This window comes from Bacillus sp. LM 4-2, from assembly GCF_000978495.1.
In the GTDB taxonomy this organism is placed as follows: domain Bacteria; phylum Bacillota; class Bacilli; order Bacillales; family Bacillaceae; genus Bacillus; species Bacillus subtilis.
This window is the reverse complement of the sequence record NZ_CP011101.1, coordinates 1,447,045-1,473,604: the sequence shown is the minus strand read 5'-3', so window position 1 is coordinate 1,473,604 and position 26,560 is coordinate 1,447,045. Positions and strand designations below refer to the sequence as shown.

Annotated in this window: 32 protein-coding genes; 8 read left to right on the top strand and 24 right to left on the bottom strand. The window is 42.2% G+C overall.

All coding sequences use genetic code 11. The annotated features are described in order from the left end of the window. Window positions 1–164: 164 nt before the first annotated feature. The 6 genes from moaD to bslm_RS07490 are packed head-to-tail and all read right to left on the bottom strand — an operon-like array spanning window position 165 to window position 4,325. On the bottom strand, window positions 165–398 hold the full coding sequence (gene moaD, locus bslm_RS07515; RefSeq protein WP_003232366.1) for a molybdopterin converting factor subunit 1: 234 nt from the start codon (window positions 396–398) through the stop codon (window positions 165–167). Then, window positions 391–864, bottom strand: coding sequence for a molybdenum cofactor biosynthesis protein MoaE (locus tag bslm_RS07510; protein ID WP_015715811.1), 474 nt, complete (start codon window positions 862–864; stop codon window positions 391–393). The genes moaD and bslm_RS07510 overlap by 8 nt, the downstream gene beginning before the upstream one ends. Further along, window positions 864–1,385 carry a molybdopterin-guanine dinucleotide biosynthesis protein B gene (mobB, locus tag bslm_RS07505; protein WP_029725925.1) on the bottom strand — a complete coding sequence of 174 codons (522 nt, stop codon included), beginning with the start codon at window positions 1,383–1,385 and terminating at the stop codon, window positions 864–866. The genes bslm_RS07510 and mobB overlap by 1 nt, the downstream gene beginning before the upstream one ends. Next, window positions 1,346–2,638, bottom strand: coding sequence for a molybdopterin molybdotransferase MoeA (locus bslm_RS07500; protein WP_003232372.1), 1,293 nt, complete (start codon window positions 2,636–2,638; stop codon window positions 1,346–1,348). Before bslm_RS07500 ends, mobB begins: the two co-directional genes overlap by 40 nt. A gap of 17 nt (window positions 2,639–2,655) precedes the next feature. Beyond that, window positions 2,656–3,675: a molybdopterin-synthase adenylyltransferase MoeB gene (locus tag bslm_RS07495; protein WP_032721477.1), complete on the bottom strand. Its 1,020-nt coding sequence runs from the start codon at window positions 3,673–3,675 to the stop codon at window positions 2,656–2,658. Window positions 3,676–3,725: 50 nt separating this feature from the next. Next, the gene (locus bslm_RS07490) at window positions 3,726–4,325 is read right to left on the bottom strand and encodes a molybdenum cofactor guanylyltransferase (RefSeq protein WP_024571969.1); all 600 of its coding nucleotides are present in this window, start codon (window positions 4,323–4,325) and stop codon (window positions 3,726–3,728) included. Window positions 4,326–4,461: 136 nt separating this feature from the next. Between bslm_RS07490 and cse15 the strand changes: the two genes are divergently transcribed. Continuing rightward, complete coding sequence (gene cse15 / locus bslm_RS07485) at window positions 4,462–5,427, top strand: spore protein Cse15 (RefSeq protein WP_024571970.1); 966 nt, start codon at window positions 4,462–4,464, stop codon at window positions 5,425–5,427. A gap of 40 nt (window positions 5,428–5,467) precedes the next feature. On the opposite strand, the gene rok is transcribed toward cse15, so the two are convergent. The 3 genes from rok to ahpA all read right to left on the bottom strand — a co-directional run bounded on the left by rok (window position 5,468) and on the right by ahpA (window position 7,567). Continuing rightward, window positions 5,468–6,043, bottom strand: a complete 576-nt coding sequence (rok, locus tag bslm_RS07480) for a transcriptional regulator Rok (protein ID WP_003232378.1) — start codon at window positions 6,041–6,043, stop codon at window positions 5,468–5,470. A 465-nt stretch (window positions 6,044–6,508) separates the two neighbouring features. After that, on the bottom strand, window positions 6,509–6,955 hold the full coding sequence (gene ykuV / locus bslm_RS07475; protein WP_024571971.1) for a thiol-disulfide oxidoreductase YkuV: 447 nt from the start codon (window positions 6,953–6,955) through the stop codon (window positions 6,509–6,511). Between the two features lie 69 nt (window positions 6,956–7,024). Next, window positions 7,025–7,567 carry a biofilm-specific peroxidase AhpA gene (gene ahpA, locus bslm_RS07470; RefSeq protein ID WP_003245371.1) on the bottom strand — a complete coding sequence of 181 codons (543 nt, stop codon included), beginning with the start codon at window positions 7,565–7,567 and terminating at the stop codon, window positions 7,025–7,027. 236 nt (window positions 7,568–7,803) lie between these two features. Between ahpA and mscT the strand changes: the two genes are divergently transcribed. Then, window positions 7,804–8,607: a small-conductance mechanosensitive channel protein MscT gene (gene mscT / locus bslm_RS07465; protein WP_003244994.1), complete on the top strand. Its 804-nt coding sequence runs from the start codon at window positions 7,804–7,806 to the stop codon at window positions 8,605–8,607. A gap of 36 nt (window positions 8,608–8,643) precedes the next feature. On the opposite strand, the gene bslm_RS07460 is transcribed toward mscT, so the two are convergent. From bslm_RS07460 to fadH, 13 genes are all read right to left on the bottom strand, one after another. Continuing rightward, a complete protein-coding gene (locus tag bslm_RS07460) occupies window positions 8,644–8,889 on the bottom strand; it encodes a YkuS family protein (protein ID WP_003232382.1) in 246 nt (81 codons plus the stop codon). A 61-nt stretch (window positions 8,890–8,950) separates the two neighbouring features. Continuing rightward, window positions 8,951–10,075, bottom strand: a complete 1,125-nt coding sequence (locus bslm_RS07455) for an N-acetyldiaminopimelate deacetylase (RefSeq protein ID WP_046380993.1) — start codon at window positions 10,073–10,075, stop codon at window positions 8,951–8,953. 69 nt (window positions 10,076–10,144) lie between these two features. Further along, window positions 10,145–10,855: a 2,3,4,5-tetrahydropyridine-2,6-dicarboxylate N-acetyltransferase gene (gene dapD, locus bslm_RS07450; protein ID WP_003218680.1), complete on the bottom strand. Its 711-nt coding sequence runs from the start codon at window positions 10,853–10,855 to the stop codon at window positions 10,145–10,147. Window positions 10,856–10,959: 104 nt separating this feature from the next. Then, the gene (locus bslm_RS07445; RefSeq protein ID WP_032721472.1) at window positions 10,960–11,415 is read right to left on the bottom strand and encodes a flavodoxin; all 456 of its coding nucleotides are present in this window, start codon (window positions 11,413–11,415) and stop codon (window positions 10,960–10,962) included. Between the two features lie 15 nt (window positions 11,416–11,430). Continuing rightward, window positions 11,431–12,324 carry a WD40/YVTN/BNR-like repeat-containing protein gene (locus tag bslm_RS07440; protein ID WP_032721471.1) on the bottom strand — a complete coding sequence of 298 codons (894 nt, stop codon included), beginning with the start codon at window positions 12,322–12,324 and terminating at the stop codon, window positions 11,431–11,433. After that, window positions 12,314–12,790, bottom strand: coding sequence for a flavodoxin (locus tag bslm_RS07435; protein WP_032721469.1), 477 nt, complete (start codon window positions 12,788–12,790; stop codon window positions 12,314–12,316). Before bslm_RS07435 ends, bslm_RS07440 begins: the two co-directional genes overlap by 11 nt. Before the next feature lie 110 nt (window positions 12,791–12,900). Continuing rightward, window positions 12,901–13,782 carry a transcriptional regulator CcpC gene (gene ccpC, locus bslm_RS07430; protein WP_003232387.1) on the bottom strand — a complete coding sequence of 294 codons (882 nt, stop codon included), beginning with the start codon at window positions 13,780–13,782 and terminating at the stop codon, window positions 12,901–12,903. A gap of 148 nt (window positions 13,783–13,930) precedes the next feature. Beyond that, window positions 13,931–14,374 (bottom strand): cyclic-di-AMP-binding protein CbpB, encoded by a 444-nt coding sequence (cbpB, locus tag bslm_RS07425; RefSeq protein ID WP_003218674.1) that lies wholly within the window; start codon window positions 14,372–14,374, stop codon window positions 13,931–13,933. A gap of 137 nt (window positions 14,375–14,511) precedes the next feature. Further along, a complete protein-coding gene (abbA, locus tag bslm_RS07420) occupies window positions 14,512–14,709 on the bottom strand; it encodes an AbrB antirepressor AbbA (protein ID WP_010886502.1) in 198 nt (65 codons plus the stop codon). A 133-nt stretch (window positions 14,710–14,842) separates the two neighbouring features. Further along, window positions 14,843–15,361 carry a ribonuclease H-like YkuK family protein gene (locus tag bslm_RS07415; protein WP_003232389.1) on the bottom strand — a complete coding sequence of 173 codons (519 nt, stop codon included), beginning with the start codon at window positions 15,359–15,361 and terminating at the stop codon, window positions 14,843–14,845. Between the two features lie 110 nt (window positions 15,362–15,471). Further along, entirely contained in the window at window positions 15,472–15,711 is a 240-nt protein-coding gene (locus tag bslm_RS07410) for a YkuJ family protein (RefSeq protein WP_003218671.1), read from the bottom strand. Between the two features lie 645 nt (window positions 15,712–16,356). Beyond that, a complete protein-coding gene (locus bslm_RS07405; RefSeq protein ID WP_003232391.1) occupies window positions 16,357–17,580 on the bottom strand; it encodes an EAL domain-containing protein in 1,224 nt (407 codons plus the stop codon). Between the two features lie 63 nt (window positions 17,581–17,643). Further along, a complete protein-coding gene (fadH, locus tag bslm_RS07400; protein ID WP_003232398.1) occupies window positions 17,644–18,408 on the bottom strand; it encodes a 2,4-dienoyl-CoA reductase in 765 nt (254 codons plus the stop codon). 142 nt (window positions 18,409–18,550) lie between these two features. Between fadH and bslm_RS07395 the strand changes: the two genes are divergently transcribed. The 4 genes from bslm_RS07395 to bslm_RS07380 all read left to right on the top strand — a co-directional run bounded on the left by bslm_RS07395 (window position 18,551) and on the right by bslm_RS07380 (window position 21,920). Beyond that, complete coding sequence (locus bslm_RS07395) at window positions 18,551–19,411, top strand: metallophosphoesterase (protein WP_017697271.1); 861 nt, start codon at window positions 18,551–18,553, stop codon at window positions 19,409–19,411. 56 nt (window positions 19,412–19,467) lie between these two features. Further along, window positions 19,468–19,962 (top strand): L,D-transpeptidase family protein, encoded by a 495-nt coding sequence (locus bslm_RS07390; RefSeq protein ID WP_072557193.1) that lies wholly within the window; start codon window positions 19,468–19,470, stop codon window positions 19,960–19,962. Window positions 19,963–20,037: 75 nt separating this feature from the next. Further along, complete coding sequence (locus bslm_RS07385) at window positions 20,038–21,330, top strand: MFS transporter (RefSeq protein ID WP_046380992.1); 1,293 nt, start codon at window positions 20,038–20,040, stop codon at window positions 21,328–21,330. A gap of 125 nt (window positions 21,331–21,455) precedes the next feature. Next, window positions 21,456–21,920, top strand: a complete 465-nt coding sequence (locus bslm_RS07380; RefSeq protein WP_003232406.1) for a YkyB family protein — start codon at window positions 21,456–21,458, stop codon at window positions 21,918–21,920. A gap of 43 nt (window positions 21,921–21,963) precedes the next feature. On the opposite strand, the gene cheV is transcribed toward bslm_RS07380, so the two are convergent. Next, entirely contained in the window at window positions 21,964–22,875 is a 912-nt protein-coding gene (cheV, locus tag bslm_RS07375) for a chemotaxis protein CheV (RefSeq protein WP_014476655.1), read from the bottom strand. Window positions 22,876–23,078: 203 nt separating this feature from the next. On the opposite strand from cheV, the gene bslm_RS20615 reads away from it, so the two are divergent. Both bslm_RS20615 and bslm_RS07370 read left to right on the top strand, forming a co-directional pair. After that, window positions 23,079–23,240, top strand: a complete 162-nt coding sequence (locus bslm_RS20615) for a hypothetical protein (RefSeq protein ID WP_003245246.1) — start codon at window positions 23,079–23,081, stop codon at window positions 23,238–23,240. A gap of 201 nt (window positions 23,241–23,441) precedes the next feature. Beyond that, complete coding sequence (locus tag bslm_RS07370; protein WP_003232415.1) at window positions 23,442–24,623, top strand: aminotransferase A; 1,182 nt, start codon at window positions 23,442–23,444, stop codon at window positions 24,621–24,623. A gap of 9 nt (window positions 24,624–24,632) precedes the next feature. Here bslm_RS07370 and kinA read toward each other — a convergent pair whose 3' ends face one another. Next, entirely contained in the window at window positions 24,633–26,453 is a 1,821-nt protein-coding gene (gene kinA / locus bslm_RS07365; protein WP_046380991.1) for a sporulation histidine kinase KinA, read from the bottom strand. Window positions 26,454–26,560: the final 107 nt, after the last annotated feature.

Genomic DNA, 26,560 nt, shown 5'->3' with positions numbered 1-26,560 from the left:
TATTATTTTTCAAAATTTCAGTCTAATTATGGAGTGAGTCTCTTACTTTATAGGGAGTAACATATGTAGAATAAACGCTTACAGAAAATCATTGTATGCTGGGGATACTTGGGGATATGCCAATGAAATACAGAAAACCGGACGGCTGAAATGCCGTCCGGTTTTCATCCCCCGCTGACCGGCGGTATGATGGCTACCGTGTCACCTGAAGATACAGAGGTATTTTCTTTCACATAGCTTTCGTTAACGGCAATCATAGCCGTATCAATAGATTCAAGACCGTATTGTTCTTTTAGACTCGCTTTTATTTCATCTGTGGTTGCTTGTTCCATATCTATTTCTATTGCTTGTGTACCGGCCTGTTCAGCCAGTCCTGCAAATAAAAGAATTTTAATCATGCTGCTCTCCCTCGCTTAGGTCTGGTTTTCCGTTCGGATAAGCTGTTGTTTCTAGCTGGTCACCGATCCATTGCTCACCGTCTTCCCAAATTTCTTTTTTCCAAATCGGCACAATCTGTTTAATGCGTTCAATCGCATACTCATTGGCTTCATATGCGGCTTTTCGATGGGGAGAAGATACAGCAATCACTACCGCTGCTTCACCGATATCGAGCACACCTATACGGTGCGTGATCGCAGCTGAGGCACCTTCCCATTTTTCTTCGATTTCAGCGCCGATTTGAGCAAGCATTTGCACGGCCATCGGTTCATATGCCTCATATTCAAGCCGAACCGTTCTTTTTCCGTTTGTCCATTCCCGAACCGTACCAATAAATGTCGTAATGGCTCCTGCTTCCCGTTTCTCCACTTTTTTAATGATGTCTTCAGTATTAATGGGTGTTTTCGTAATCTCAAACCGTTCCATTATGCAGATTCCCCCTTCAGCTGTGAAAGCACAAAATCCACGGCAACCGGATCATCCGCATGAAAAACGGGTAATCCCTGATGCTCTGTCATATGCTCTTTTTTTCTATAGATGATGGCGATTATATTTACTGCTTGCAGCGCTTCCAGATCTTCCTTTTCACTTAGGATAACCACTTTAGGATAAGGGGCTTTTTTAAAGCCTTCAATCAGAAGACAGTCTGTTTCGAGAAATTGGTATAACTCGACCAGCCGTGCCAAATCCCAATTGCGGCGGGCAGTCAGCTGTAACACACCAGCACCTTCTACCGCTGTTACATCAGCACCTGCCGCCTTGTAACGGTCCGTGTCTTTTCCTTCCGTGAGCGTTTGCGGTTCACCGCCGTGACCATGGTGCTTCAGGCAGCCCAAATGGACTCCCTGTTCAGAGGCTTTTTCAAGAATGCGCTCAATAAACGTTGTTTTCCCGCTGTTTTGAAATCCTACAACTTGGACGATCGGGAAAGGACGGACCAAGGCCATTCACTTCCATTCTCTTCTCTGATGAGCAGCACTTGAACCGTTCTGCCAGATTCGTAGCCTCGCGTGCCGCCCGGCAGGATAATAAATGCATTGGCATCTGCAAGTGATGTGACAGAGCTCGACTTATCTAAGCCAACGGGTGTCGCCAACAGCTTCCCTTCCTGATGGTGCACGAGCGCACGAACAAATCGGGTAAATGGGTTCGGCTTCGGAAAATCCTTGGTCAAAACAGCTTCCGCACAAATTGAATGCGGTGTTTCATTGAGCAGCCATGTCTGGATTATCGGTTTGACAAACAGTTCAAAACCGACATAGCATGCCGACGGATTACCTGAAAGGCCAAACAGCAGCATATCGTTTGCATGCGCCACCGTTGTCACGCTGCCCGGGCGCATGGCAACTTTATTAAACAGCACGTCCGCTCCGAGTTTTTCATAGATCGCAGGCAAAAAGTCAAAGTCACCGACTGACACACCGCCAGTTGTGATCAGGAAATCCACTTTTTTCATCGCTTCTTTAACTGCAGCAAAGCTTTTATCCAGTTCATCAGAGATTTTCCCTAAATAAAGCGGTGTTGCGCCTGCTTCTATCGCTTGCGCATATACCATACTCGCATTGCTGTTGCGGATTTTTCCCGGTTCCAGCGGATCACTGACATTCAGCAATTCGGTACCGGTTGCGATAATCCCGACTACAGGCTTTCTCACGACAGGCACAGATGCGTATCCGAATGTTGCCAAAAGAGCCGTCACTCCTGGTGTCACCCGGGTGCCCTTTGTCAGTAAAACACTCCCTTTTTGAGCGTCCTCACCTGTTTTTGAAATATTATCCCCCGTCTGAAAGCGGCGTTTTAAAGACATAAATGACTTCCCATTCTCCTCAAAGGCTTGAGTCAGTTCAATCATGACGACTGCATCTGCCCCTTCAGGGATTTGCGCGCCAGTCATAATCCGCACGGCCTGAAACGGGCCAAGTTCTTTTTCAGATACTGCTCCCGCTCCAATATGGTCAATAACTTCAAACCGAACTGGGTTTTCACGTGAAGCTTCTGCCGTATCGCACGCTCTGACAGCAAAACCATCGTATGGCGAACGGTCAAACGCAGGGACGTGGTGATCCGCAGTTATATCTTCGGCTAAAAACCGATGAAGGCTGTCTTCAAGCGCCACCCATTCTGTTTCACCTTGTTTTTGAAAATGGCAGACACGCCGAACTGCCTCGTCTACCGGTATCGGTGTTCTTTTCTCCAGCATTCTGACCCCTCCTGTTGTTACAGTCCAATCACTCTTGCCAACACGGAGTTGGCTTCTTTCACATCATTTGTTCCATGCACCAGTGCCCGTCCGTCATTGAAAATGACAATTCTGAAATCCTCGTAAAAAATATGCAGCAAAAACGCATTAGCCTCGACCTTGCCGATTGTTTTCAGCCGCTTAATGAGCTCCTGTTTCGGGATTCTTTTTAATGATTCTGACCTTACCTGCACTGTATCACGGCCGCATAGTACAGCAGCTTTTGGTGTGTTCCAATCCTGAAGATAAGGATATACCGCATTTGCTCCGCAAGATGGGCATTCCTCATGGCGTACATGATTAACGTTAATCTTCATATGCGAATTGTTCCAGACATCAAATGTCACAAAACCCCGCTGTATTGCTTCTATTTGGCCGGTTAACAGCTTAAATGCCTCAGCCTGCTGATATGCTGAAACGATATGCACAGCAGGCGGAATAATACCGGCAGTATCACACGTCGCCCCGCCAACAGGAATTTGCTCAAACAAACAAGACAGACAAGGGGTTTCTCCGGGAATGACAGTCATGAACATTCCCTGGCTGCTTACACAGGCGCCATAGACCCAAGGTGTCTTTGTTTTCTGGGCAAGATCGTTTATCAGCATGCGGGTTTCAAAATTATCTGTCGCGTCAATCACGACATCTGCTTTTTCAATCAGCGGCTCAAGCGTTTCGGCTGTTCCTTCGGTAACATACGCCTCAATATGTATCTCGCTGTTAATCGCTGATAGATGCTCTTTGGCAGCCATGGCTTTCGGCATGCGGAGTTTGGCATCGCTTTCTGTATAAAGCTGCTGCCTTTGAAGATTGCTCCACTCCACATAGTCACGGTCAATAATGGTAATCGTACCGACTCCCGCTCTCGAAAGCCCTTCAGCTCCTGCAGTGCCGAGCGCTCCCGCTCCGACAATCAGCACATGGCTGTCTGCCAGTCTTTTCTGGCCCTCTTCCCCAATTTGCTTAAATCTGATTTGCCGTGAATAACGTTCCTCCATCAAACCTGTTCTCCTTATCTTTTATGTCATCTTATCATGTTATTGCCCCGTCAGTCCCGCTTGAGGGAGTTCGATTTTTCTTCCAAACAGCTAAAATCATCACGTGTATTAATGTTGATAAACTCTGCCGGGTTTGCTCCGATATTTTCAGCCTGTACGTAACAAACCGAAATTCTGCCTAATAAATCTGATGTTCTCAACCTCTTCTCAGAAAGCTGATCGTATAGAACTGGCATGATACGTTTGTGGTAAATCGCAATCAATGGCTGCACTTGTCCGTCTGAAATTGGGACTACCGCGTCCGCACCGGCAGTCATCAGACGTTTGAGCTCCAGCATCGTCCTTCTTTGTATCAGCGGTGTGTCACAGGAAAGAACAGTATAAAGATCACCGTCTGTCTTTTTAAAAGCGGTATATATACCAGCCAATGGCCCCATGCCTTGAAATGGCTCAGCATCTTGATACACTTCATTTTCACCGTTTTCTTGAAATCTATCAATAAATTCGGGACGGCTGATGATAACCGTTTGTTCTCCAAGTGCCTCTTTAGCGCATTCGTAAAGCATCCTGCCCTTCCATTTGACAAACGCCTTCGGTTCTCCAAATCGCCGCGAGGCTCCCCCTGCCAGCAGTACGTTTACATGCTTCATATCATCTCACCTCTAGTTTCGTTAAAAGCATAGCAAAAGCAAAGGCTCAACGCTACTGCTTGTCTGTTTATTAAAGAGGAATAGCTGTTCAGTATTTGCATATTGTAGTGTTAACATCATGAGGGAGATGGTTCGAATGAAAAGATCAGGTCCTTTTTTCCACGACGTGTCTCAGGAGAACCTTTATTTAAAATCCGAGCTTTCAAGGTGCCATAAGCTGATTTCTGAACTTGAAGCAAGCTACTTTCATCAGAAAAATAACAAACTGCTCAAAGAAAATAACGATATGAAAGAAAAGCTCCAGCAGCTGTCTGCCGAATTAACACATATGTCAACAAAAGAAAAACATGCCTCCCACACCAGCCAAACCCTGCACCAAATAAGAGCTGAACTGCTTGATAAAATCGTTGTTTTGCAGGAGCTTCTATCTGCTGAAACCTATAAACGCAGAGCCGAAATCGAAGAAAAACATAAACTTCATATTGCTAAAGTCAAAATCGAAGAAGAAAATAAAAATCTTCATAAACGGATCAGCGAACTTCAAGCCTCAATTGAGCAGGAACAAAATGCACTGCTTCAGGCAAAACAGCAAGCCGAATTGATAAAAGCCGAAAACGGGCGTCTAAAAGAGCAAATGGTAGAAAAAGAATATCAGCTAAAACATATTAAAATAGAAGTTGATCATATGAAAGATCGAATCATAGAAACGAAAGAAAGACTGCTAGACATAGAAAAAACGAAAGAAAAATTATTTCACGAAACTATTATATCGTATAAACGGCAGCTTGATGAAAGCGATGCCTGGATTGCTTCTCATTTTGCCGATATTGATGGCGGCACGAAACAAAAAGAAAAAACGGAAGAAGAAGCTCCAGCGGTTTACGCGCAGCCAAATCATGTAGAGACCATCCTTGAAGATGTCACCAAACAGATACATGTGCTTCAAAAACAGCTTGCCCACGCTCAATCATCAGACCAGGCCAAGAGCCATACAATCGAAGAGCTGAAAAACAGAGCCGCTGAAGAAAAGCCTTATCAAAAGTGGGTGTATAAGCTTAATCTTGAAAAAGAAAACAAACCTTCACAGAAAAAACCTCAATAAAAAAACTGCTTGAGCGATGCCAAGCAGTTTTTCTTTATATTTATTCATTTGCTGATTCTGCAGATTCGATTTCACCCTCTAAAATGTACTGCCCGCGATATGGCTTTTTCACTTCCGGGTACATTTTAATTAAGCTTTGCATAAACGTTGTCATATTAGGGATTTCAAGACCGCTTTCTTTTTCAATCTCTTTTTGAAGCTCCGAGCTCTTAATCGCCGCGTTGTGGCGTTTTAATGTTTTAATAGCAGCTTCACGCAGCTTAGCTGCTTTTGATCCCGGTCTTGCCGTTCCTCTTCTTCTTCGTGTTGTTCCGTCTGGTATACCGGCAGGAAGAGAGGAAATAGATTGAAGCTGAGGCTGAACAGACTGCTGCTGTGATTGCGGCTGATAGCTTCTGATTTCCTGAGCCGCAAGCTCAGCGAGAACCGGCAGAGAGTCAGGTTTTTTTTCAGAACGGAAATCCTTTTTGATTTCGGAAGGGCTTCCATTTCTGTCCAGCTCTCTTAATTTTGCGTATATTTTATCACGTTCAATTTGATATTCACGAATGACTTTCACTTCAGCTTCATTTAATTGTTCTAACCGCAAGCGCAAAGCTTCTCTTTCATTAAACATTCCTCAATGTACCCCCTATCAAAATTAACATCTTTAATTAAGATATTAGATTACAAAAGTAATTTTATCAACTATTATTTTAGCATTTTACTATTATATTTACTCTATGAAAAATTCCTTATTTTCTGAAAAAGTTTTATTTTTCAAAAGAGTCCTTTATTCTCAAGGGGTCAAGGGTCTTTCTAGTTTATTTGGTATAATGTTGAAAATATATATTTTACTTACTTCTTTAAAGAAATTTAGTGTAATATCTACAATTTTCGAGTTATGAGATATGAGATTTATCTAAAATTGAGGAAAAACATCAAAAATTAGCTGTGTTTTTTAGCGTATCAATCAAACAAATCATCAATTCCTATACCCAAATTTGGAAAAATAAGCTTCTTACTCTTCTTCCATTGCTTTTTGCACAAATAAAAAACCTGATGAGATCAGGTTTTTAGGAAATACTATTTAGCCAGATATCTATTCCGTTTCAGCCAGAACGCGGTTCACACGTTTTTCAAGCATTTTCATACCGCTCCCGCCGGCTTGGAAGTGACGGAGCTGTCCTATTTTGTCAAACACATAATATGCAGGCACATATTCATTTTCAAATGCATCGGTTAAAGCATGGTCACTGTCAACAAAAATCGGCTGAGTGATATCGTGTTCAGCAGCTGTTTCTTTAATTTTACCAAGGTCAAGATCATCTTCGGAACGAGGCATATGCACAGCTACAACATTCAGCTGATCTTTATATTTATCACGAAATTCATTCACTTGCGGCATCGCTTCTTTGCACAAGTGGCAGCTGATGGACCAGAAATGAATAAGCGTCGGCTTTTCCCCAATCAATTGCTCTCTCGTCACTTCACCATTTAACCAAGCTTTTTCTCCCGTCAATTCCGGCATGGGCTGACGTAATTTCATTGCTTTTCCCTCCTATTTAACAGAAAGGCCTAACGAATATGCTAGACCGCTTTTCGTTCTTGGAAAGAATTAAAGTGTTTTTTGGCCTGGCTTCCAGTTAGCCGGACAGAGTCCGCCAGTTTGCAGCGCCTGGAGAACACGAAGCGTTTCATCAACATCACGTCCAATGTTGTTATGGAAAACAGTTTGGTATTGGAGCTCCCCTTCAGGATTAATAATAAACAATCCGCGCAAAGCCACACCTTCTTCTTCGATTAAAACACCATATTCCCGGGATACCTCATGGTTTGTATCAGCAGCAAGCGGGTATTTCAGCTGGCCAAGACCGTTTTCTTTGCGGTCTGTATTGATCCAAGCTAAATGAGTATGGATGGTATCAGTTGAAACCCCGATGACTTCTGCATCAAGATCTTCGAACTCGTCATAGCGGTCGGACATTGCTGTAATTTCTGTCGGACAAACAAAAGTAAAGTCCATTGGATAGAAGAACAGCACTGTCCATTTGTCGTTTTTCATGTTTTCCTCAAGACTTACTTTGCCGAATTCTTTGCTTGCAAGGACTGCTTCCATTTCAAAACGAGGAGCTTGTTTACCTACCATACGTTCTGCCATATGTATCCCTCCAATTTATTGTTTGGCTTAAAAGTCGAAATAGCTTGAAAATAAAGGGTTATTAACCATTTTTAGTTATATTGCAATGCCATTATATAAAAGTAGATTTCCTGAGTCAATTTTTAACAAATCATGCATGTCTTTGGCTTCGACATTTTTGAATAAAACGTTTAACATGGTCATGTACAGGGTAACTAGCCTCAATGTGCAGCCATCAATTAGAAAAGGAGCTCAACATGGACTTTATTAAACAATATGATTGGGCGGGACTAATTACAAATGCCGGTGTTCTGCTCATTAAACTCGCCATTATGATATTGCTCTATTTTATCGTTCGATCATTAGGCATGAAAATCATTAAACATCTGTTTGCAAAATTCGAGGAGCAGAATAGCTTGTCTATAGGACGTGCACATACGCTCCGAAGCCTGACTCTTAACATATTTGCTTATACTTTGATTTTTATATTCTTCGTCATGGTTCTAGATTTGTTTCATTATGATCCAAGCGCTCTTTTAGCGGGGGCAGGAATCGTCGGCCTGGCTGTCGGATTTGGCGCCCAAGGGCTTGTCAGTGACATCGTGACAGGTTTTTTTATTTTGCTTGAGAAACAATTGGATGTCGGAGACTATATTACCGTTTCCACCTTTGACGGAATTGTCGAGCAGGTTGGCTTAAGAACAACTCAAATCCGCAGCTTTGACGGAACATTGCATTACATCCCCAACAGAAACATCACAAACGTGAGTAATCATTCTCGTGGTACCATGCAGGCTCTTGTTGATATTAAAGTGCCGGCTGAAAGAAACATTGATGAAATGATTCATATTTTACAGCAGGTTTGTGATGAGACGGCAGCGGCTCTTCCACAAATAAAAGAAGGCCCAAATGTCATCGGGATTCAAGAACTGGGGACTTCTGAAATTGTGATCAGGGTCATTGCCAAAACAGAAAATATGGAACAGTGGCGAGTCGAACGAGTGTTGAGAAAAGAAATAAAGAACGCGTTCGACCGCGCTTTCCCTAAAGAAACAGAATAAATAAAAGAACCGAAGCTTTTTGCTTCGGTTTTTATATTACTGAATTCTGCTTTCAACTTCGCTGCAAATTTCTTCAGCCGTCATCCCGGAAGCTGTAATGACAGGTGCTTGTGTTACCGTATCGGCTATCCCTTGCACATTATTATCAAGACCTGTTACGACACAGCAGTCACAGCCTTGAGCATCAGCAGGGCTTTTCATCATTACAACGTCATATCCTTTTTCTTTTAAAGCAGCTTCTACATCTGATAACGATTGTTCAATTCCAATTTTTTTAGCCATTTTTGAACACCTCCGTTTACTAGAGTGCTCATTTTATGGAATTTTATTCTTTCATTTGTGCTTAATTGGCATAAACAGAAAAATAACCTGTCATGACATTAACCGCTGTTTCTATCGCATTTTCATCGGGATTCAGCTTAGCGTGATGAAGCCCATGTTCAGAATCAGCGCCGAGCCAGAACATGAAGCCGGGATATTTTTTCAGCATATAGCCAAAATCCTCCCCAGTCATTGCTTCTTTTGCTTCAATTACTGTCGCCAGTTGATGTTCAGCAACAAAAGACATAAATTCTTCTGTTAATCCGCTCGTATTGTAAACTTGGTGATAGACAGACGGATATGTCACTTTTCCTTTGCAGCGGAATCCGATTTCGATTCCTTTCACCACATCTTCAATCCGTTCCTTTACCTGTTTCATCGATTTTTCAGAAAGCGTGCGGATTGTGCCTTCCAGGTGGGCCGTTTCCGCAATGATATTTTGTGCCGAGCCTCCGGTAATGGTACCAACTGTAATAACAGCACTGTCTAGCGGATCTGTGTTTCTAGAGATAATCGTTTGCAGCTGAGTGACAAGTGTACTTGCCGCTACAACCATATCCTCAGCCAAATGCGGATATGCCGCATGTCCCCCTCTGCCTTCCAGATCGATGACTAGCTCTGATGTATTCGCAAATAGAAGGCCGCTTTTTGTCGCAATGGTGCCTACCGGAAGCTCTGGAGCAATATGAAGCGCAGTGATGAAATCAGGCTGCCACTTTTTTAATACATCGCTCTCAAGCATTGGTTCCGCACCGCCAGGCCCTTCCTCTGCCGGCTGAAATAGAAAAAGCAAATCATGTTTGACTGGGTGGTGAACAAAATGATCAATAATGCCGAGTGCAATCGTCATATGCAAATCGTGACCGCAGGCGTGCATGTTGCCGTGATGCTCTGATGCGAATGGAAGACCAGTTTGCTCTTCTATAGAAAGCGCATCGATATCCGCTCTGTACGCCAGCATTTTTTCCGGCGCCGTCCCGTTCACTTTTACAAAAAGCCCTGTTCGCCATTTCTCAATTTCAATTCTGTCTTGCGGATATTGTTCCAAGACATTTAATAAATACTGCTGGGTTTTGAACTCCTGAAATCCAAGCTCCGGTATACGATGCAGATCTCTGCGAATTGCGATGAGCTCCTCTTTCTTCATTTCTATTCCTCCTGCCTATACGAATAAGGCGTGGATATATTATCCACGCCTTTTTTATCAAACTTTTCCTTACAGCTGGCGTAATTCCTGCTTGATTTCAGTTTTGCCTTTTGTTTTTTCATCAATGTCTTTGATTTTTTTAGCTGGTGTGCCTGCAACGACAGTGTATGGCTCAACGTCGTTTACCACGATCGCTCCCGCAGCAACAACAGCTCCTTTACCTACTGTTACACCTTCAAGCACAACAGCATTTGCGCCGATTACGACGTCGTCTTCAATCACAACCGGTTTAGCGGATGGCGGCTCAATAACGCCCGCAAGTACAGAACCCGCGCCGATATGGCAGTTTTTTCCGACAGTAGCTCGTCCGCCAAGCACAACGTTCATATCAATCATTGTGCCTTCGCCGATGACTGAACCGATATTAATAGAAGCACCCATCATGATGACTGCGTTATCACCGATTTCAACTTGGTCGCGGATGATCGCGCCCGGCTCGATACGCGCTTTGATGTTTTTTAGATCAAGCATTGGGATCGCAGAATTGCGGCGGTCATTTTCAACCACATAGTCTTCGATTTTGCTTTGGTTTTCTTCGATTGCTGTTTGGATTTCGCTCCACTCACCGAAAACGACACCAGTGTTTCCGTTGATAAAAGCTTTCGCAGATTCGCCGAAATTGATTCCTTCCAGCTCACCTTTCACGTAAACCTTTACAGGTGTTGATTTTGTACTATTTTGAATAAATGAAATAATTTCATTTGCGTCCATCATTTTCATATGTATAGTCCTCCTCCTGATTTTCTACCTCATTACTGTATCAAAGGAAAGATACAAAGACAAGAAAAAAAGGAACAGCCGTTTTAGCAGTTCCCAGTGAGTGATCAGACAGCGCACCCGCTTTTCTTTGCGAATTGTCTCCCGAAGTTTATTAATTCTTCCTCTTCTTCACCTTCTGGATTATTTTCGATTTTTACCGAAGGCAGCACAATGTCTCCACCGCGTTCTTTTATTTTTGCCTCTAGCGTATCAACCGCTCCGCAGAAAAATTCATATGCTGTATCACCGGAACCGAATACAGCGCATGTTTTGCCGGAAAAATCAATCTCATCCATGTCTTCAGCCAGATCTAAAAATTCATCAGGCAGATCTCCGTCTCCCCACGTATAGGTTCCCATTATGATATGGTCATAATCGGTAAACAGCTGGGCATCATCAATATCCATTGCTTCGAAACGGTCTACTTCTGCTTCCGCCTCCTGTAGCCCCTTTTCAATCAAATCTGCCATTGCTTCAGTGTTGCCTGACATTGTTGCATAAACGAGCAAAATCTTCGCCAATTCCTTGTTCCTCCTCTAATGAATCATTGCTGAAACTTCGTACGGCTGGACAAATTTACATTCATACAAGCCTGCGCAAAAGAAATTCTCTTTCTGATTGGCCACTCTCCATCCATGTCCCTTAATGGTATCGAACCATTTTAACGACCGGGCTTCGAGATCAGCCTGGTAAATTCTCGAAAAACCGTTTTCATCTTGTGTTGTAGTGACATATATAATGCCATCATCCTCTGAAAGATCAAGAAATGATTCTTCATTTCTGATCATACTGGATTGTATGATGAATTCTTCACCATTCAAAAGATTCCTTACAGTGACAGCACCGTGCTTTCCTTTCACAGAACCCATCGCCGCCACCAGCCAATTTTCATTGAACACGAGCATGGATGCCGTCATCCGGTTTTTTTCTTTTTTGACAACTTGGACAGTGTCACGCTTAATGTCGTAAGCCCAAATGCCGCCAAAATATTCGTGTATTTGCGTGCCGATAAAAAGATTGCCCCCGTGAAGGCATAAAGACCGGATAACAGGGGGATTATGAAATTCGGCAAAAGGTTTGGCTACGCGCCATGAGACACCAAAATCATCCGATACATAAATACAATGCTTACCGTGGGCGCAGACAAACCCGTTGTTTCTGCCGGTAATCGCCCACACTGTTGCATTTGTCGGAAAGCTCGACATCGTCCAGGTTTTCCCTTCATCAGCCGAACGAATGACTGTTCCCTTTTCACCAACGCCAAATAAGTAAGGCCCTATGTAGCTGATACAGTGTATCTTACTTTTCAAACGAAAAAGCTTTCTCCAGCCCTGCTCCAAAGAATAATGAAAAATGCCTTCTCCTTGTACCGCCACAAAATATCCAGAAAACGCCGATGCCGTAACAGCAGTTGCCCCTTTATGAAACATGGCTTTTTTCCTTGTTCATATAATCTGCCCATGCAAGAAAACCTCTCGCAAACGCTCGGCAGCTTTCCACATCTTCATCTGTTTCAGGCGCTAATTCAATTTTTAGTGTTTCCTGGTAAACAGCAGCTCCCGCCTCTTGCAGCATGGCATTGAACAAATTCACCGCTTCGCAAAACTTTGGATAAGAATAATCGCCAGACCCGAAGCAGGCTGTTTTTAAACCATTAAGCTGAAGCTGTTTGACCTCTTCGAAAAAATCCTCCGCTTCGTAGGGCAAATCGCCGTCCCCCCATGTATAGGTGCCAATCAGTACATAATCATAGGAGGTTAAACAAGACACATCCACATCATCTATCTCGACACAATCGATATCCAACTCATATTCCTGAAGCATATCTTTTATTATGAAGGCAATGTCTTCTGTATTTCCTGACATGCTGGCATATGTAATCAAGGCTTTAGCCATGTTATCACCCCATTAATTGATAATGATTTTCAATATCATATGTATCACTTTAAATGATAATGATTTTCATTGTCAACAGATAAATAAAAAAAGACAGCACCTCGCTGTCTTTAAAATGGATTTTCTTGATCCAGCATATCCTTTATCACTTGTACAAAAGCTTGGACTTGTTTCAGTTCAAAGGCAGGCTCATAGCCTAATAACCATGTATCCCGACCGATCGGATGCCCTTTCATGTCTAAAAGAGGCATTTTATTCACTTTATCTTCATTTTGAAGGGTAACAGACGGCAAAATGGCATACCCGATTCCGTGCAGCGCCATCTGTTTGCACGTTTCAATCTGATCAACCAATATCGTCTGTTTCGGTGACGTTTTAAATTTTTGATGCCACCAGTGCTGAATTTCCTGAAAATAAGTGCTGTCACTTTTAAACTGGATAAACGGCCGTTCTGTATGGGCAATATCTTCGATGCAGGAAATTTCAGTATCCACTAAATACAGATGATCTGTCATTAAGTAATCTTTGCGCCCCTTCCACTCAGGGTTGCCTCTTATAATGCCGATATGAACCTGATCCTCATACAAGCTTTTCAGCATTTCGCTGCTCCACCCGGTTATGAGCGAGATCTTTGCATTCGGATACTTTTCAACATACGTCTTCAGGACTTTAGGGAGCCAATGCTGACCGATTATGGAGGCGACGGCAAGCTTCAATGTGCCGTGAATTTCACCTTCAAGCTCGTCAATATTTTCTCTTATTCTTTCCTGCTCTAATGTCACATCATTCGCAAACTGAATGATTTTCTCACCGGCGGGCGTTACCGTTAATCCTTTTTGAGATCTTAAAAAGATTTTTGTTCCCCACGCCTTTTCAATGGTTTGTAAGCGCTGAGATAAAGCCGGCTGAGATACAAAAAGCCGTTCTGCCGCCTTTCTCATATTTAATTCCTCAGCTAAAACTACGAGCATATGAAGCTCTTGAAGCTGCATGTCGTCCTCCTTTTTGTTATCAATAAGTTTTTCTTATCTCCCATTCTAATAAAATCTTAGTTTCTTATTCAAGCCCTATTCTCGTTTAAATTATGTATACGCTTTCTTTTTTTCGCTCTGGCTATATAATAAAAATAGGCCGTACAGCCTACTTATTTAATGAGCGTATATGCTTATTCAATTCCTTTAAAACGACTCTTCTCGTAAAAATCCCTTCAAATACCTGCTCGTCATTTTCAACACAGACAAATCCGTTATTAATGACCATGCCGAATCCCTTCATAATCGGATCATTGATATGAAGGCGCGGAATGTCGGTCAGCATGACTTCCTCAACAGTGATTTGGTCAAGCTTTTCAAACTCAATTCGCTCAAGTCCAAAAATACTGTTCATGATCATATTTGTCCCGATTAAGCCATGTAAACGGTAGGAAGGATCCAGAACCGGGATGGCAGTGTATCCAGTTTTTGTCAATACTAATAATGCGTGCTCAAGGTTATTTCCGACTTGCACGTGCGCTACTTTGTCCGCCTCAATCATAAATTGTCCGACTGTTGCCTCAAGAAGTTGATCTGATTGTAAGCTTATCATGTTTTCGACCCCTTTTCATTTTCATCATCAATACATTCCCTATATTGCAATAATATAAACTTTATCAGTATTTGTCGAAAAGTTTCCTTTCAATAAAAAAGATACTCTTTGTGGAGTATCAATTATAGGGTGTCCCATTAATTTTCAAATCGAAATCGGTCGTATAGCGTTACAAGTTTTTTGTAGGTGGTTCCGTCAACGTTTTTGGTCCCTGTCTCTATATCGTTGATCTCACTGCTTAATAGCTCGATGGCATACTCATGGTTGATCAGGATATTCAGCAGAAGTTTTTGTTCTTCTTCTGTAAATCGTTCACCGATAAGACTCATTCGCAATCAGGCCCCCTGTTTTATACTGAATACCTCTGAAAGCAAGACAACTTACTTTCAGCTCTACCGCTAGAATAAGTAATCAGATAACAAACGTCAACCGCATAATTCGACATTTACCTTGGCTTTTTCAGCCAAATTATTTTGTGAAACGATTTGCATAGCTGAAGGCAGTGTATGAATCCGGCTTTATTTTGGCCTCAATCCCCATGGAGGTAATACGTCCAGTCATTTCTTGGATCAGATCTTTTGTAAGCCCTTTTTTCCCAATATCCAAGTGAACTTCAAAGGTAAGATCCGCCCCCTCACCGGTAAAGGGCAGGAGCAGATCGGTAATATCCATTAAGTGTCCATCAAGAATATGAGCGGCCGTTTCTTGGCTGTACGCCGTTTCTAACGAAATCTTCTCCCGAAGGCTATGTATGGGTCTGTCGACTGTATGATTTTTCAAGCAGCCCCAAGCTCCCTTGCCTGTACGATGCAAATGCAATGCGGTAATAAACTTTGTGTAATCGCGGTAAACCTGTGAATCGGTTCCGATCGATAACACATAAGAAGAACGGGGGTCCTTTTGAACAAAGGCTTTAAGCCGTTCCATCACATCTTGAAAGGTCATCTGTGCTTCTGAAAGATTATAAAACAGAAAAGAATCAGCCATCACGACACTCCTTTTCAAGGATTTACAACCATGAAACAAGTATGTTCCTTACCGTTTATTTCGATTACTTTTGCAAAGGCGGAAGCTTGTTCCCCCCTATTTCAGGAATCTTACTGAAGAAGTTCAAAAATTTCGATGGAAACCATGTCGATATTATCAAACGGATACGTGTTAGGTTTTTCACCTTTTTGGAAAACCGTCAGTTCAAACGTTTGATTTTTTTCGAAATATTTAACACTGCATATTTTCTCACCATTCACTTCGAAATAGCGCTGCATTGGCTCGTTAGCCGCTTCCGCTGTTTCTTGCAGACTTTGCAGCCGTGTGATGATACCCATTAATTGTGACATTCTAAAAAAAGACTCCTTTCAAAAAGCAACTTCAAATCAACAAGTATTTATTATAATACAAGTTCTATTGAGCATCATACCATAAAGTCGGACAGGATGGCATTTTCACTGCTGAATTTAAGCAAAGAAAAAAAGTGAAAAAAACTATTTTTCTTTAGTTTGAGGCTTTTTTTGAATGTCATGCACACAATTATAATTTTTTTCGAATCTTTGGCAGCATTAAGAATGCCTTTTTGCAACTTTGTCAAAACCTTCTTTTGAATTTTATGGTGAAGTCCCGCGTGGCCATAATCAATGGGAGTCATGCTGGATAGAGGTAAACAACGGAACTGAAATAAACATTTCAGAACGAATTTTCCTCCTCACCCGTGCAGCAGTGTCAGGGGTGTTCGGCACTGAATGTTTCTCCCAGTGTTAAACGTTTACCACTAGTTAGGTTTATTGTTTCATTGGATTGTCCTATGCTTTGACAAATAAAAAACTTGGCGGGGGTAGCGCCAAGTTTTTTCGGATCTTGATCTGATAGAGGGGTTGGGGAACAGAGAGTAGCTTCTCTCTATAATTAAATGATAATGATTCTCAGTATCAATGTCAATCGTTTTTTGATATTTTTTTCATTTCATAAAAAAAACGGCCTTTCAGCCGTTAAATCAGTCCGTCCTGCTCATATAAATAAGAATAAGGCAAGTCTATAAATAAATACATCTGATCATCCATCGGATATGAAAACGTTCTGATCATTTCACCTGTTTCCAAATCACTGTACAGATCACTGAAAAAACCTTTTCTGAGATTTCTCATTCTCATAATGTTCTCCAGAAAATAAGGGCGCCAGCTCCAGTTCTTTTCCGCATATTCCGGCTGATAAATCCATTCTCCATCTTGCTTAAACACATTTCCCGTCAGCTGATCGCCTTCTTCATCACACATGTAAATCCTGAAGCTGCAATCTGTCAGCTCTTCCGCCAGCTTTTTAATAAAGTCATCATCAGAAGACAGATTGTTTTTTCTCAAAGAGGTCACAGCCTGATGCACTCGTTTGTAAAACTGTTCAGAGTGCTCATAGACGGTCTCCAGTTTCTTTTTCTCATGTGTGATAAATTGGTGAAATTCAGTTTTAAGTCTTTGTTTCAATACATCTCTCTCTAGAAACGTTTCAGATGGAGACACCAAGTAATAGCCCTGAAAATAGCGGCCTCCGTTTCTCCAGGCGTACTGAAGCTGGAAGTTCGCCTCAATGTCTTCATACAATAGCGCCGCACCGATTTTTCTTGCTAATAAAGATATGCTGTACAGCACATGCTCATATGACGGTGACGGCTGTGACACTTTCAGCGCCTGCAAATCGATTTTTAACAGATCTGGTGAGAGCAGCGCGATTCTGTCCAAGTTGCTGCTTTCTTTTCCGATGTTGTCAACTGCGATTTTAATTCCGTATGTACGATAGTATGCAAGCATATGGTAGAGCTGCTCAATATCCCCTTCAAAATTGTGCTCTGTAATTTCAAGAACAAAACGGTGGAGTTCGATTCCCTTCGCTTCATATTCTTTCAGAAGCTCCAGAAAGCTTTCACCATGATCCAGCATCAGCAGATTGGCATCCTGATTCATAAAAATCAGCAGATCAGAATCCGCCTCTAAAAAGCGGTCAAGAGCCTGGCGGATAATTCTGTTATCAACCTCTAATTTATATTCTTCGGGTATCCCCGCATCTAAAAAGAAGGGCCCGAGACTTTGGATTTCTGAATCTGCCAAAATTCGTCCAAGCACCTCATATCCGACAACCTTCTGCTCCTCGGCACTGAAAATCGCCTGGTAATATGGAAGGACATCATCAATGTTCGTTAAAATATCAAGTGGATCCAACATGTTATCACCTGCTTCTCTATCTTTGTCTGATTATACCACATTGAATCCAAAGATTAATATTCTTTAAAACGGATAAGGATTCAGCCATTGCCCTCCGTCCATTGTGATACAATCCCCGTTTATATAGGATGCTTCATCAGAAAGCAAAAACGCTGCCAAAGCGGCGATTTCCTCCGGTGTGCCCAATCGGCCGAGCGGCACACTGTTCATCGTGCGGGCCATCGCTTTTTCCGATTCAAATAGCTTCTCCGCACCGCCTGTTCGTTCAATCGGTCCGGGGGCTATCGCGTTTGTACGAATGCCGTATTTGCTCCCCCATTCAACGGCCAGCGTTCTTGTCAATGACAATACCCCCGCTTTGGCTGCAGCGGAATGAACGACCCCCGCTCCCGCTCCCCAAGCGTACGTGGCTGCCATATTTAAAATGACACCCTGCTGCTTCTGGTCAATCCAATGCCTTGCCGCTGCTTGGCTGCAAAAAAATGTGCCGTTTAAAACAATCTCAATAACGGCTTTCCATCCATTGGGCGTCAGCTTTTCTGCCGGACAAATAAAGTTTCCGGCCGCGTTGTTAATCAGCGCGTCAAGCCGGCCAAAGGCTTTTACCGCTTCTTTAATCATGTCTGAAGCGGCGGAATCGGAACGGACATCCATTTGAAAACAAGCGACCTGTCCCTCAAAGGTCTGAATTTCTTTTTTTGTTTCCTCAAGTGCCTCATGGTTCCTCCCTGTCACCATAACGTGCCACCCTAATTCAGCCTGTTTTTTTGCCATCGCTTTTCCCATGCCGCTTGACCCGCCGGTAATAATTACCGCCTTTTTTTCCATGTTTATCCCTCCAATTGTGAATGAGTATTCATTCAATAATATTCTATCATTATATCCCTGCCTCTGTCAGCACATGCTCATATGAGATTTTTATCAGATACAGATGATATAATAGAAAAACTCTATTAAAGGTTGGTTTGAAATGAAAAAGATGTCCAGAAGACAATTTCTAAAAGGAATGTTCGGCGCTCTTGCTGCCGGGGCTTTAACGGCCGGCGGGGGATATGGCTATGCCAGGTATCTCGAGCCGCATATGATCGAGACAACCGAACACACAATAAAAAGCTCTCTCATCCCGCACGGATTTGACGGTTTTAAAATCGTGCAGTTCAGCGATGCACACTTGAGTGATTACTTTACTCTCGAAGATTTAAAAACCGTCATTCTTACAATTAATGAATCTAAACCTGATCTCATTGTTTTTACAGGTGATATTATCGATAATCCTGATACGTACCAGCACCACCAGGCAGTCATTCCATTAATGAGAAAGCTTAATGCTCCCTTCGGCAAGCTTTGTATTTACGGCAATCATGATCACGGAGGCTATGGAACTGCCGTTTACAAAAGCCTGATGACGGCCGGAGGTTTCACGGTATATCGCAATGGCTATCAAACATTGTCACTCGCAGATGGCAGCAAAATCGAGATTGCTTCGCTTGATGACTTAATGCTGGGAAACCCAGATTATGAAGGCACCCTTTCAAGGCTGAGCGACAGACTTTTTTCCATTCTTCTCGTCCATGAACCTGATGCGGCCTTGAAAACAACAGATTATCCCGTGAACCTTCAGCTTTCCGGCCATACACACGGCGGCCAGATTCAGCTGCCTTTTTACGGACCGATTATTACGCCTCCATATGGAAAAGTCTACACAGAGGGAATGTATCAAACGGGCAGCACTCATATTTACGTAAACCGAGGCCTCGGGATGACCAGGCTGCCTTTGCGGTTTCTGGCCAAGCCTGAAATCACTGTCTTCACCTTAAAAAGCACAAATTAATGTAGCAGGATGGGCTCCTCATCAATACTTATAAGTAAAAAAGGAGGATGAGGAAACTGCTTACGTACCAGGTGAAGCAAGGTGATACACTGAACAGCATCGCGGCTGATTTCAGAATCAGCACGGCTGCATTACTCCAGGCTAATCCGTCACTGCAGGCAGGGCTCACCGCAGGACTGTCCATAGTCATCCCCGGACTGCCGGACCCTTATACAATTCCGTATCATATCGCAGTCTCAATCGGAGCGAAGACCCTTACGCTGTTCCTAAATAATCGGGTAATGAAAACCTATCCCATCGCCGTTGGTAAAATACTAACGCAAACGCCTACTGGCGAGTTTTACATTATTAACCGTCAGCGCAATCCCGGCGGCCCATTTGGCGCTTATTGGCTGAGCCTTTCAAAGCAGCACTACGGAATACATGGGACGAATAATCCCGCTTCGATTGGTAAGGCTGTTTCTAAAGGCTGCATTCGCATGCATAACAAAGACGTGATCGAACTTGCTTCAATTGTGCCAAACGGAACAAGAGTCACGATTAACCGGTAATGTTTTCTTATTTGTTTCAAAAACAGGCGGTTTATAATATGATAAAGTGGGACCTTTAGGGTAAGGAGCGTTTTTATGGATATATTTAAAAATCGTAATTTTGTTCGTCTATTTTTCGCAGCACTCGCTTCTCAAATGGGCACGACAGTAGGCAACATGGCCTTTGCTTTTTTTTTGCTGGACCGATTCAGCAGCCAGCCTTCATATACGACCTTGGCGGAGCTGATGTATTCTCTTCCGACCATATTTGTATTTCTGATCGTGGGAGTCGTCGCGGACCGGTTTGACAGAAAAAAGGTGGCAGAAAATTGTGATTGGATCAGAGCAGGCCTGACTGTCGTGCTTTTTTTCACTTTATTTACCGGCAATATTCCTCTTGTTTTTTGTATCTTATTTATCAGAAGCGCTGTAACAAAGTTTTTCTTTCCGGCAGAAAACAGTTTGGTACAAGCCATTCTGCCGAAGGAGCATTATTCGAAAGCGGCAGGGCTTAATCAGATGCTTTTTAGCATTTTTATGGTGTTTGGAGTCGGTATAGGCGCGTTTATGTACAACACAATCGGTATTGAAGGCGCCATTATTCTTGATTTTGTCAGCTTTATCATTTCCGGGCTGCTGATCCGCAGCTGCCGGATTCCAAAAGAAGCCCGACAGCCAAACGGTGCATTCAGCTGGAGAAAGACTTCTGTTAAGGATTCAATAAATGACTTTAGAGAAGGCATTCTCTATATTTTAAAAAACAAATTGCTGGCATCTCTTATTTTCGGCTTCTTCATTTTTGGATTTGTCAACGGAGGATTCGCCGTATTGCCGATGTTTACAATGAAATATGGATTGGCGCCTGACCGTTATGAGTGGCATACGTCTGTATTTACGATCGCACTCGGGTTTGGGCTGCTGGCAGGCAGCGTAATCGGCACGATCATCTCTAAAAAAGTGAAGCCGCACTTTTTAATGTCGATACCGATTTTCATTGCAGGTTTGCTGATCTTCGTCCTCGGCTACACCAATATTTTATGGGTGTATTACGCGGCAGCTTTTGCACTGGGAATGTGCATCGGACCGATCAACATTGCAATCGGAGGCTGGATGCCCAAAATTGTTCATCCAAAACTGATGGGACGTGTAAGCGGCATGCAGGACCCTTTTATGATGTTTGCACAGTCTTTGACACTCGGCTTAGTTGCGCTGTTATTCCCTAAGTTCGTTTCAAACATTGATTATCTTTATTACGGCATGGGTGTTATCATCCTGATCGTTTTTATTTTTTATTTTATTGCACTGCCAAAATACAGTGCCCAGGCTGTGGAAGTGAATGTTCAGGAAGCATTTCAAGAACAGCCGAAAAAGAAGGCAAGATCTGTATAATGCAGGTTAAAAATGCGCTTTTTTTCTTAGAAAAAAGCGCATTTTTACATTCAATATTTGCATTTCAACTTTAAAAAAGTATAATCTAAACATATAGAAATTGATAAGAGCAAAGGAGAGAAATAATGGACGACCATGCATATACGAAAGATCTGCAGCCAACCGTAGAAAATCTTTCAAAAGCAGTTTACACTGTGAACCGCCATGCAAAAACCGCCCCCAACCCTAAATACCTATATCTGCTGAAAAAACGGGCTTTGCAAAAGCTTGTCAAAGAAGGTAAAGGAAAGAAAATAGGGCTTCATTTTTCAAAAAATCCAAGGTTCAGCCAACAGCAATCGGACGTGCTTATCTCAATCGGAGACTACTATTTTCACATGCCTCCAACTAAAGAAGACTTCGAACATCTTCCGCATTTAGGTACACTTAATCAATCGTACCGAAATCCTAAAGCTCAAATGTCTTTAACAAAAGCGAAACACCTATTGCAAGAATATGTCGGCATGAAAGAAAAGCCGCTAGTGCCAAATCGCCAGCAGCCAGCTTACCATAAACCGGTCTTTAAAAAACTTGGCGAGAGTTACTTTTAAAATAAAAACAGCCGTGCCTCTTTCTGGCAACGGCTGTTTTTATTTATTCAATAACATACGTATCCACTTTTTTAATCAAATCACTAATCTCAGGCTTGCTGATTTGCTCATCTGCGCCTACAACTTCGCCGCGGTGACGCAGATCATCCGTAATTAACGATGAGAAAATCATAACCGGCACATCTGAGCTTTTCGGATTTTCCTTCAGCAGCTTTGTGAGCCTGTGTCCGTCCATTTTTGGCATTTCAATATCAGTGATGATCATATCAATCTGTTCTGATAAATCAGTTTCGTTTTCAGCAAGGTTCATAATGTATTCATATGCCTCTTTTCCATTTTCAAACGAAGCGATATTGTTGTACCCTGCTTCTTTTAGTTCATCCTGCAAGAGGCGCATCAAAAGCGGTGAGTCCTCTACAATGATTAGCTTTTTATCAGTTCTTCTTTCATCGAAGCCCTCGGTATGCATATTATACGTGTCAACACCTGAATCTGATTCAATGTCATAAATAATTTTTTCATAGTCAGGCAAAAAGATCATCAGGTCTTCGAGCTTAATAATACCGGTAAGGTGCCGCTCCATTCCTTGATTTAACGATGTCGGCTTTTCAATCGCTTCCCAGGATACTCTGTGAATTTGAGAAACAGAGCCGACATGAAAAACAATTTTCCGTTTATTAAATTCAGTCACGATATATTTCTCATCTTTTGATCCTTCAGGCTCTACTCCAAAAAATGAGAAGAGACTGATCACAGGGAGGATTTCTCCTCTGAGTTTAATCATTCCTTCTACATGCTGATGGGAGTGAGGCACTGATGTCACCTCGACAGGCTGAATAATTTCTCTTACCTTCATGACGTTAATTCCGAAAGCATTTTCACCCACGCCAAACTTCACAATTTCTAATTCATTTGTACCAGAATCCAATAAAATTTCGTATTGTTGTAACGACAATTCAATCCCTCGCTATTCGCATTCAGTATTGTACTGTATATATCGGCGTAATTTGTAAAAAGTGAATGGCAGCTCTTCAAAATCGAATTCCGAAGGCAACAAGCCGCGTTCCTCAAAAAAGAAACTTTTTTCCTAATAACCATTGACTTTCCAACTAACAGTGATAAAATAGTCAAGGATTTTTCCAAAGAAGGGTGTAAATAATGGGTACCTTAGTAATATTTAAAGAAAACGAAATGACTGTTTTAGAGGATATCAGTGAAGAAACTTACCTGAATATGAAGAAAGAATCAGCTGACCTTCAAGAAGAGCATCCTCCGTATCTGATTTGGCACGAAGACCTTCATTTTGATTATGGCTATTAATGAAATTGGCACATATAAACAATAATAGAACATGATACAATAAAGACAATCAAATCGCTGGTTGTCTTCTTTTTTTCTGAAAAGAAAGGTATGTTTAGAAAAAAGGCGCATACAATCGAAATATATCAGTTAAAAAGGTGACAAATGATCAGCTAGTGGTAAAATAGGATAAACTCATTATATTTGTTAAGGTGATGAATTATGGAACATTTGCTGAATCCGAAAGCAAGAGAGATCGAAATTTCAGGAATACGCAAATTCTCGAATCTTGTAGCCCAACACGAAGACGTCATTTCACTTACAATCGGCCAGCCTGATTTTTTCACACCGCATCATGTGAAAGCTGCCGCAAAAAAAGCCATTGATGAAAACGTGACGTCATATACTCCGAATGCCGGCTACCTGGAGCTGAGACAAGCTGTGCAGCTTTATATGAAGAAAAAAGCGGATTTCAACTATGATGCTGAATCTGAAATTATCATCACAACAGGCGCAAGCCAAGCCATTGATGCTGCATTCCGGACGATTTTATCTCCCGGTGATGAAGTCATTATGCCAGGGCCTATTTATCCGGGCTATGAACCTATTATCAATTTGTGCGGGGCCAAGCCTGTCATTGTTGATACTACGTCACACGGCTTTAAGCTTACCGCCCGGCTGATTGAAGATGCTCTGACACCCAACACCAAGTGTGTCGTGCTTCCTTATCCGTCAAACCCTACCGGCGTGACTTTATCTGAAGAAGAACTGAAAAGCATCGCAGCTCTCTTAAAAGGCAGAAATGTCTTCGTATTGTCTGATGAAATATACAGTGAATTAACATATGACAGACCGCATTACTCCATCGCAACCTATTTGCGGGATCAAACGATTGTCATTAACGGGTTGTCAAAATCACACAGCATGACCGGTTGGAGAATTGGATTTTTATTTGCACCGAAAGACATTGCAAAGCACATTTTAAAGGTTCATCAATACAATGTGTCGTGCGCCTCATCCATTTCTCAAAAAGCCGCGCTTGAAGCTGTCACAAACGGCTTTGACGATGCATTGATTATGAGAGAACAATACAAAAAACGTCTGGACTATGTTTATGACCGTCTTGTTTCCATGGGACTTGACGTAGTTAAACCGTCCGGTGCGTTTTATATCTTCCCTTCTATTAAATCATTTGGAATGACTTCATTTGATTTTAGTATGGCTCTTTTGGAAGACGCTGGCGTGGCACTCGTGCCGGGCAGCTCGTTCTCAACATATGGTGAAGGATATGTAAGGCTGTCTTTTGCATGCTCAATGGACACGCTGAGAGAAGGCCTGGACCGTTTAGAATTATTTGTATTAAAAAAACGTGAAGCAATGCAGACGATAAACAACGGCGTTTAAGCCGTTGTTTTATTTTTTTGGAAATGAAATTTTAAACGCTGTGCCTTTTTCAGGATGGCTGTCCACATGTATAACTCCCTGATGGTTTTCAATGATATTAAATGTCACCATTAATCCAAGCCCCGTACCTTTTTCTTTTGTTGTTAAAAATGGCTCTCCAATCCGGTTTAGTACCTTTTCAGGTATACCTTCCCCTTCGTCTTTGACAGTAACATGAACAGAATGCTCATCTTCGGTTATGATAATGTCTACTGTTCCCCCATCAGGCATTGATTCAACTGCATTTTTGATTAAATTAATGAATACCTGCTTTAATTGGTTTTGATCCCCGTTTATATAAATGCTGTCTTTTTCATAACTTGTTCTGATAAAAATGCCATTTAAATTCGCCTGCGTTTCTAACAGGGCTGAAACCTCACCAATTAATTTTTTCAAGTTCAAATATTCTTTGACAGCATTTTGCTGAGGTTTCGCCAGCATGAGCAGTTCACTGAGTATTAATTCGATACGGCTGAGTTCAGAAAACACAATATCAAAGTAATGTTCGTTGCCTTCCATTGTCGGTTTCATCAGCTGTAAAAATCCTTTGATCGCTGTAAGAGGGTTGCGGATCTCATGGGCGATTCCCGCCGCGAGCTGCCCTGCGATTGATAATTTTTCCGATTTCAGCATCAATTCTTCTGTTTGTTTTCTCTCTGAGATGTCCCGAAGAATGACCTGGACGGCCGCTTCACCAAAAAAGGTCGTCGGAATGCAGACCATCTCCGTATAGATGACCCTGTTCTGAAAGGTGAACCAGGATTGCTTGACAATTTCAGATTCTGATTTTTGCTCGGCAATGTTTTGGATTCTCTCTTTTACATCCTCGTGATCGCAAGGATGCAGCTGATCGTATATGTTTTTGCCAATTAAATCCTCATATGTAGCCGCTTCAAACAGGGAAATTCCAGACTCATTCATAAATACCCATTTTCCATTGTGAATCACCGCAATGGTATCAATGGAATTTTGAATCAGCAGCTGATATCGTTCACGGCTTTTTTGCAGGATGGTTTGGAATTTCTTCCTTGAAGAGATATCGATCAGCAGCAGCAGCTCAGCCTGCTGGTTTTTGTAGACGGTCGGGGATGCTTTCACTTCTAAATGAACAGGTGTGCCATCAAGCCTTTTCCACGTCTGTTCAATCATTCCGACTTCCATTCCTTTTTGCATTCGTATAATCCTGTTTTTCACGATATCATGATATTCTTCTTCAATAAATTCATAGGACCATTTACCAATAATAGCATCCTTGCTTTTGGCTCCCAGCATTGAAAGCATCGCGCTGTTTACATAGACGATCTTGCCTTTGACACTGATGCATAGCGGACTCGGGAGATTTTCAACCAACCGTTCATAATCATCCGTTATATATGTAGTCGATTCCGGGCTTGCAGGTTCGATTTCATGTTTTTCGCAGTTTAGGGATTGATGGCCTGTTTCTTCTTCAAGAACCTTCATTTTCAAAATGATTTCCCGTTCTGTCCGCTCAGCTCTTGTCGTAACAATATCTACCGCAGCCTCCACCCACACAATCGTATGATCTTTTTTAATAAAACGAAAGGTGCACGGCATCAGATGATGTTCATTATAAAAATAGCTTTCAACCAAAAATTGGTCTTCCTCATGCAGAAACGTTTTGAGGAATGATCCGATCATCTCTCCTTGGAGATAGCCCAAATGCAGTTTGGAGTTGGCAGATATATAAATGATGCGTCCATTAGAGGCCAAGACTGCATGAATATCGGTTTTTGTTTGAAGTGGTTTAACATGCTGCGTATCCTGTTCCACAGAATCCCTCCTTTGCATGATCATCGTGTTTCGACATATACAGATTGACTTTTACCTAGTATGATTCGCTAGAAAATGAGTATTCTCCTTCTATTCTTATGGTGAAC

Bases quoted from the DNA above. Each gene is read 5' to 3' on its own strand.
- bslm_RS07405 (WP_003232391.1), bottom strand. From the start codon at position 17,580: ATGTTGGATCCACTTGATATTTTAACGAACATTGATGATGTCCTTCCA.
- bslm_RS07415 (WP_003232389.1), bottom strand. From the start codon at position 15,361: ATGGCTGATTCTTTTCTGTTTTATAATCTTTCAGAAGCACAGATGACC.
- mobB (WP_029725925.1), bottom strand. From the start codon at position 1,385: ATGGCCTTGGTCCGTCCTTTCCCGATCGTCCAAGTTGTAGGATTTCAA.
- fadH (WP_003232398.1), bottom strand. From the start codon at position 18,408: ATGGAAAAAAAGGCGGTAATTATTACCGGCGGGTCAAGCGGCATGGGA.
- bslm_RS07510 (WP_015715811.1), bottom strand. From the start codon at position 864: ATGGAACGGTTTGAGATTACGAAAACACCCATTAATACTGAAGACATC.
- bslm_RS07495 (WP_032721477.1), bottom strand. From the start codon at position 3,675: ATGGAGGAACGTTATTCACGGCAAATCAGATTTAAGCAAATTGGGGAA.
- bslm_RS07410 (WP_003218671.1), bottom strand. From the start codon at position 15,711: ATGTCACAATTAATGGGTATCATCACACGGCTGCAAAGTCTGCAAGAA.
- bslm_RS07440 (WP_032721471.1), bottom strand. From the start codon at position 12,324: ATGTTTCATAAAGGGGCAACTGCTGTTACGGCATCGGCGTTTTCTGGA.
- bslm_RS07435 (WP_032721469.1), bottom strand. From the start codon at position 12,790: ATGGCTAAAGCCTTGATTACATATGCCAGCATGTCAGGAAATACAGAA.
- bslm_RS07385 (WP_046380992.1), top strand. From the start codon at position 20,038: ATGGATATATTTAAAAATCGTAATTTTGTTCGTCTATTTTTCGCAGCA.
- cbpB (WP_003218674.1), bottom strand. From the start codon at position 14,374: ATGATAAGCTTACAATCAGATCAACTTCTTGAGGCAACAGTCGGACAA.
- bslm_RS07490 (WP_024571969.1), bottom strand. From the start codon at position 4,325: ATGAAGCATGTAAACGTACTGCTGGCAGGGGGAGCCTCGCGGCGATTT.
- bslm_RS07500 (WP_003232372.1), bottom strand. From the start codon at position 2,638: ATGCTGGAGAAAAGAACACCGATACCGGTAGACGAGGCAGTTCGGCGT.
- ccpC (WP_003232387.1), bottom strand. From the start codon at position 13,782: ATGCAGCTTCAAGAGCTTCATATGCTCGTAGTTTTAGCTGAGGAATTA.
- mscT (WP_003244994.1), top strand. From the start codon at position 7,804: ATGGACTTTATTAAACAATATGATTGGGCGGGACTAATTACAAATGCC.
- bslm_RS20615 (WP_003245246.1), top strand. From the start codon at position 23,079: ATGGGTACCTTAGTAATATTTAAAGAAAACGAAATGACTGTTTTAGAG.
- cse15 (WP_024571970.1), top strand. From the start codon at position 4,462: ATGAAAAGATCAGGTCCTTTTTTCCACGACGTGTCTCAGGAGAACCTT.
- bslm_RS07370 (WP_003232415.1), top strand. From the start codon at position 23,442: ATGGAACATTTGCTGAATCCGAAAGCAAGAGAGATCGAAATTTCAGGA.
- moaD (WP_003232366.1), bottom strand. From the start codon at position 398: ATGATTAAAATTCTTTTATTTGCAGGACTGGCTGAACAGGCCGGTACA.
- dapD (WP_003218680.1), bottom strand. From the start codon at position 10,855: ATGAAAATGATGGACGCAAATGAAATTATTTCATTTATTCAAAATAGT.
- bslm_RS07455 (WP_046380993.1), bottom strand. From the start codon at position 10,075: ATGAAGAAAGAGGAGCTCATCGCAATTCGCAGAGATCTGCATCGTATA.
- ahpA (WP_003245371.1), bottom strand. From the start codon at position 7,567: ATGGCAGAACGTATGGTAGGTAAACAAGCTCCTCGTTTTGAAATGGAA.
- bslm_RS07380 (WP_003232406.1), top strand. From the start codon at position 21,456: ATGGACGACCATGCATATACGAAAGATCTGCAGCCAACCGTAGAAAAT.
- bslm_RS07460 (WP_003232382.1), bottom strand. From the start codon at position 8,889: ATGGCTAAAAAAATTGGAATTGAACAATCGTTATCAGATGTAGAAGCT.
- bslm_RS07395 (WP_017697271.1), top strand. From the start codon at position 18,551: ATGAAAAAGATGTCCAGAAGACAATTTCTAAAAGGAATGTTCGGCGCT.
- rok (WP_003232378.1), bottom strand. From the start codon at position 6,043: ATGTTTAATGAAAGAGAAGCTTTGCGCTTGCGGTTAGAACAATTAAAT.
- ykuV (WP_024571971.1), bottom strand. From the start codon at position 6,955: ATGAAATTACGTCAGCCCATGCCGGAATTGACGGGAGAAAAAGCTTGG.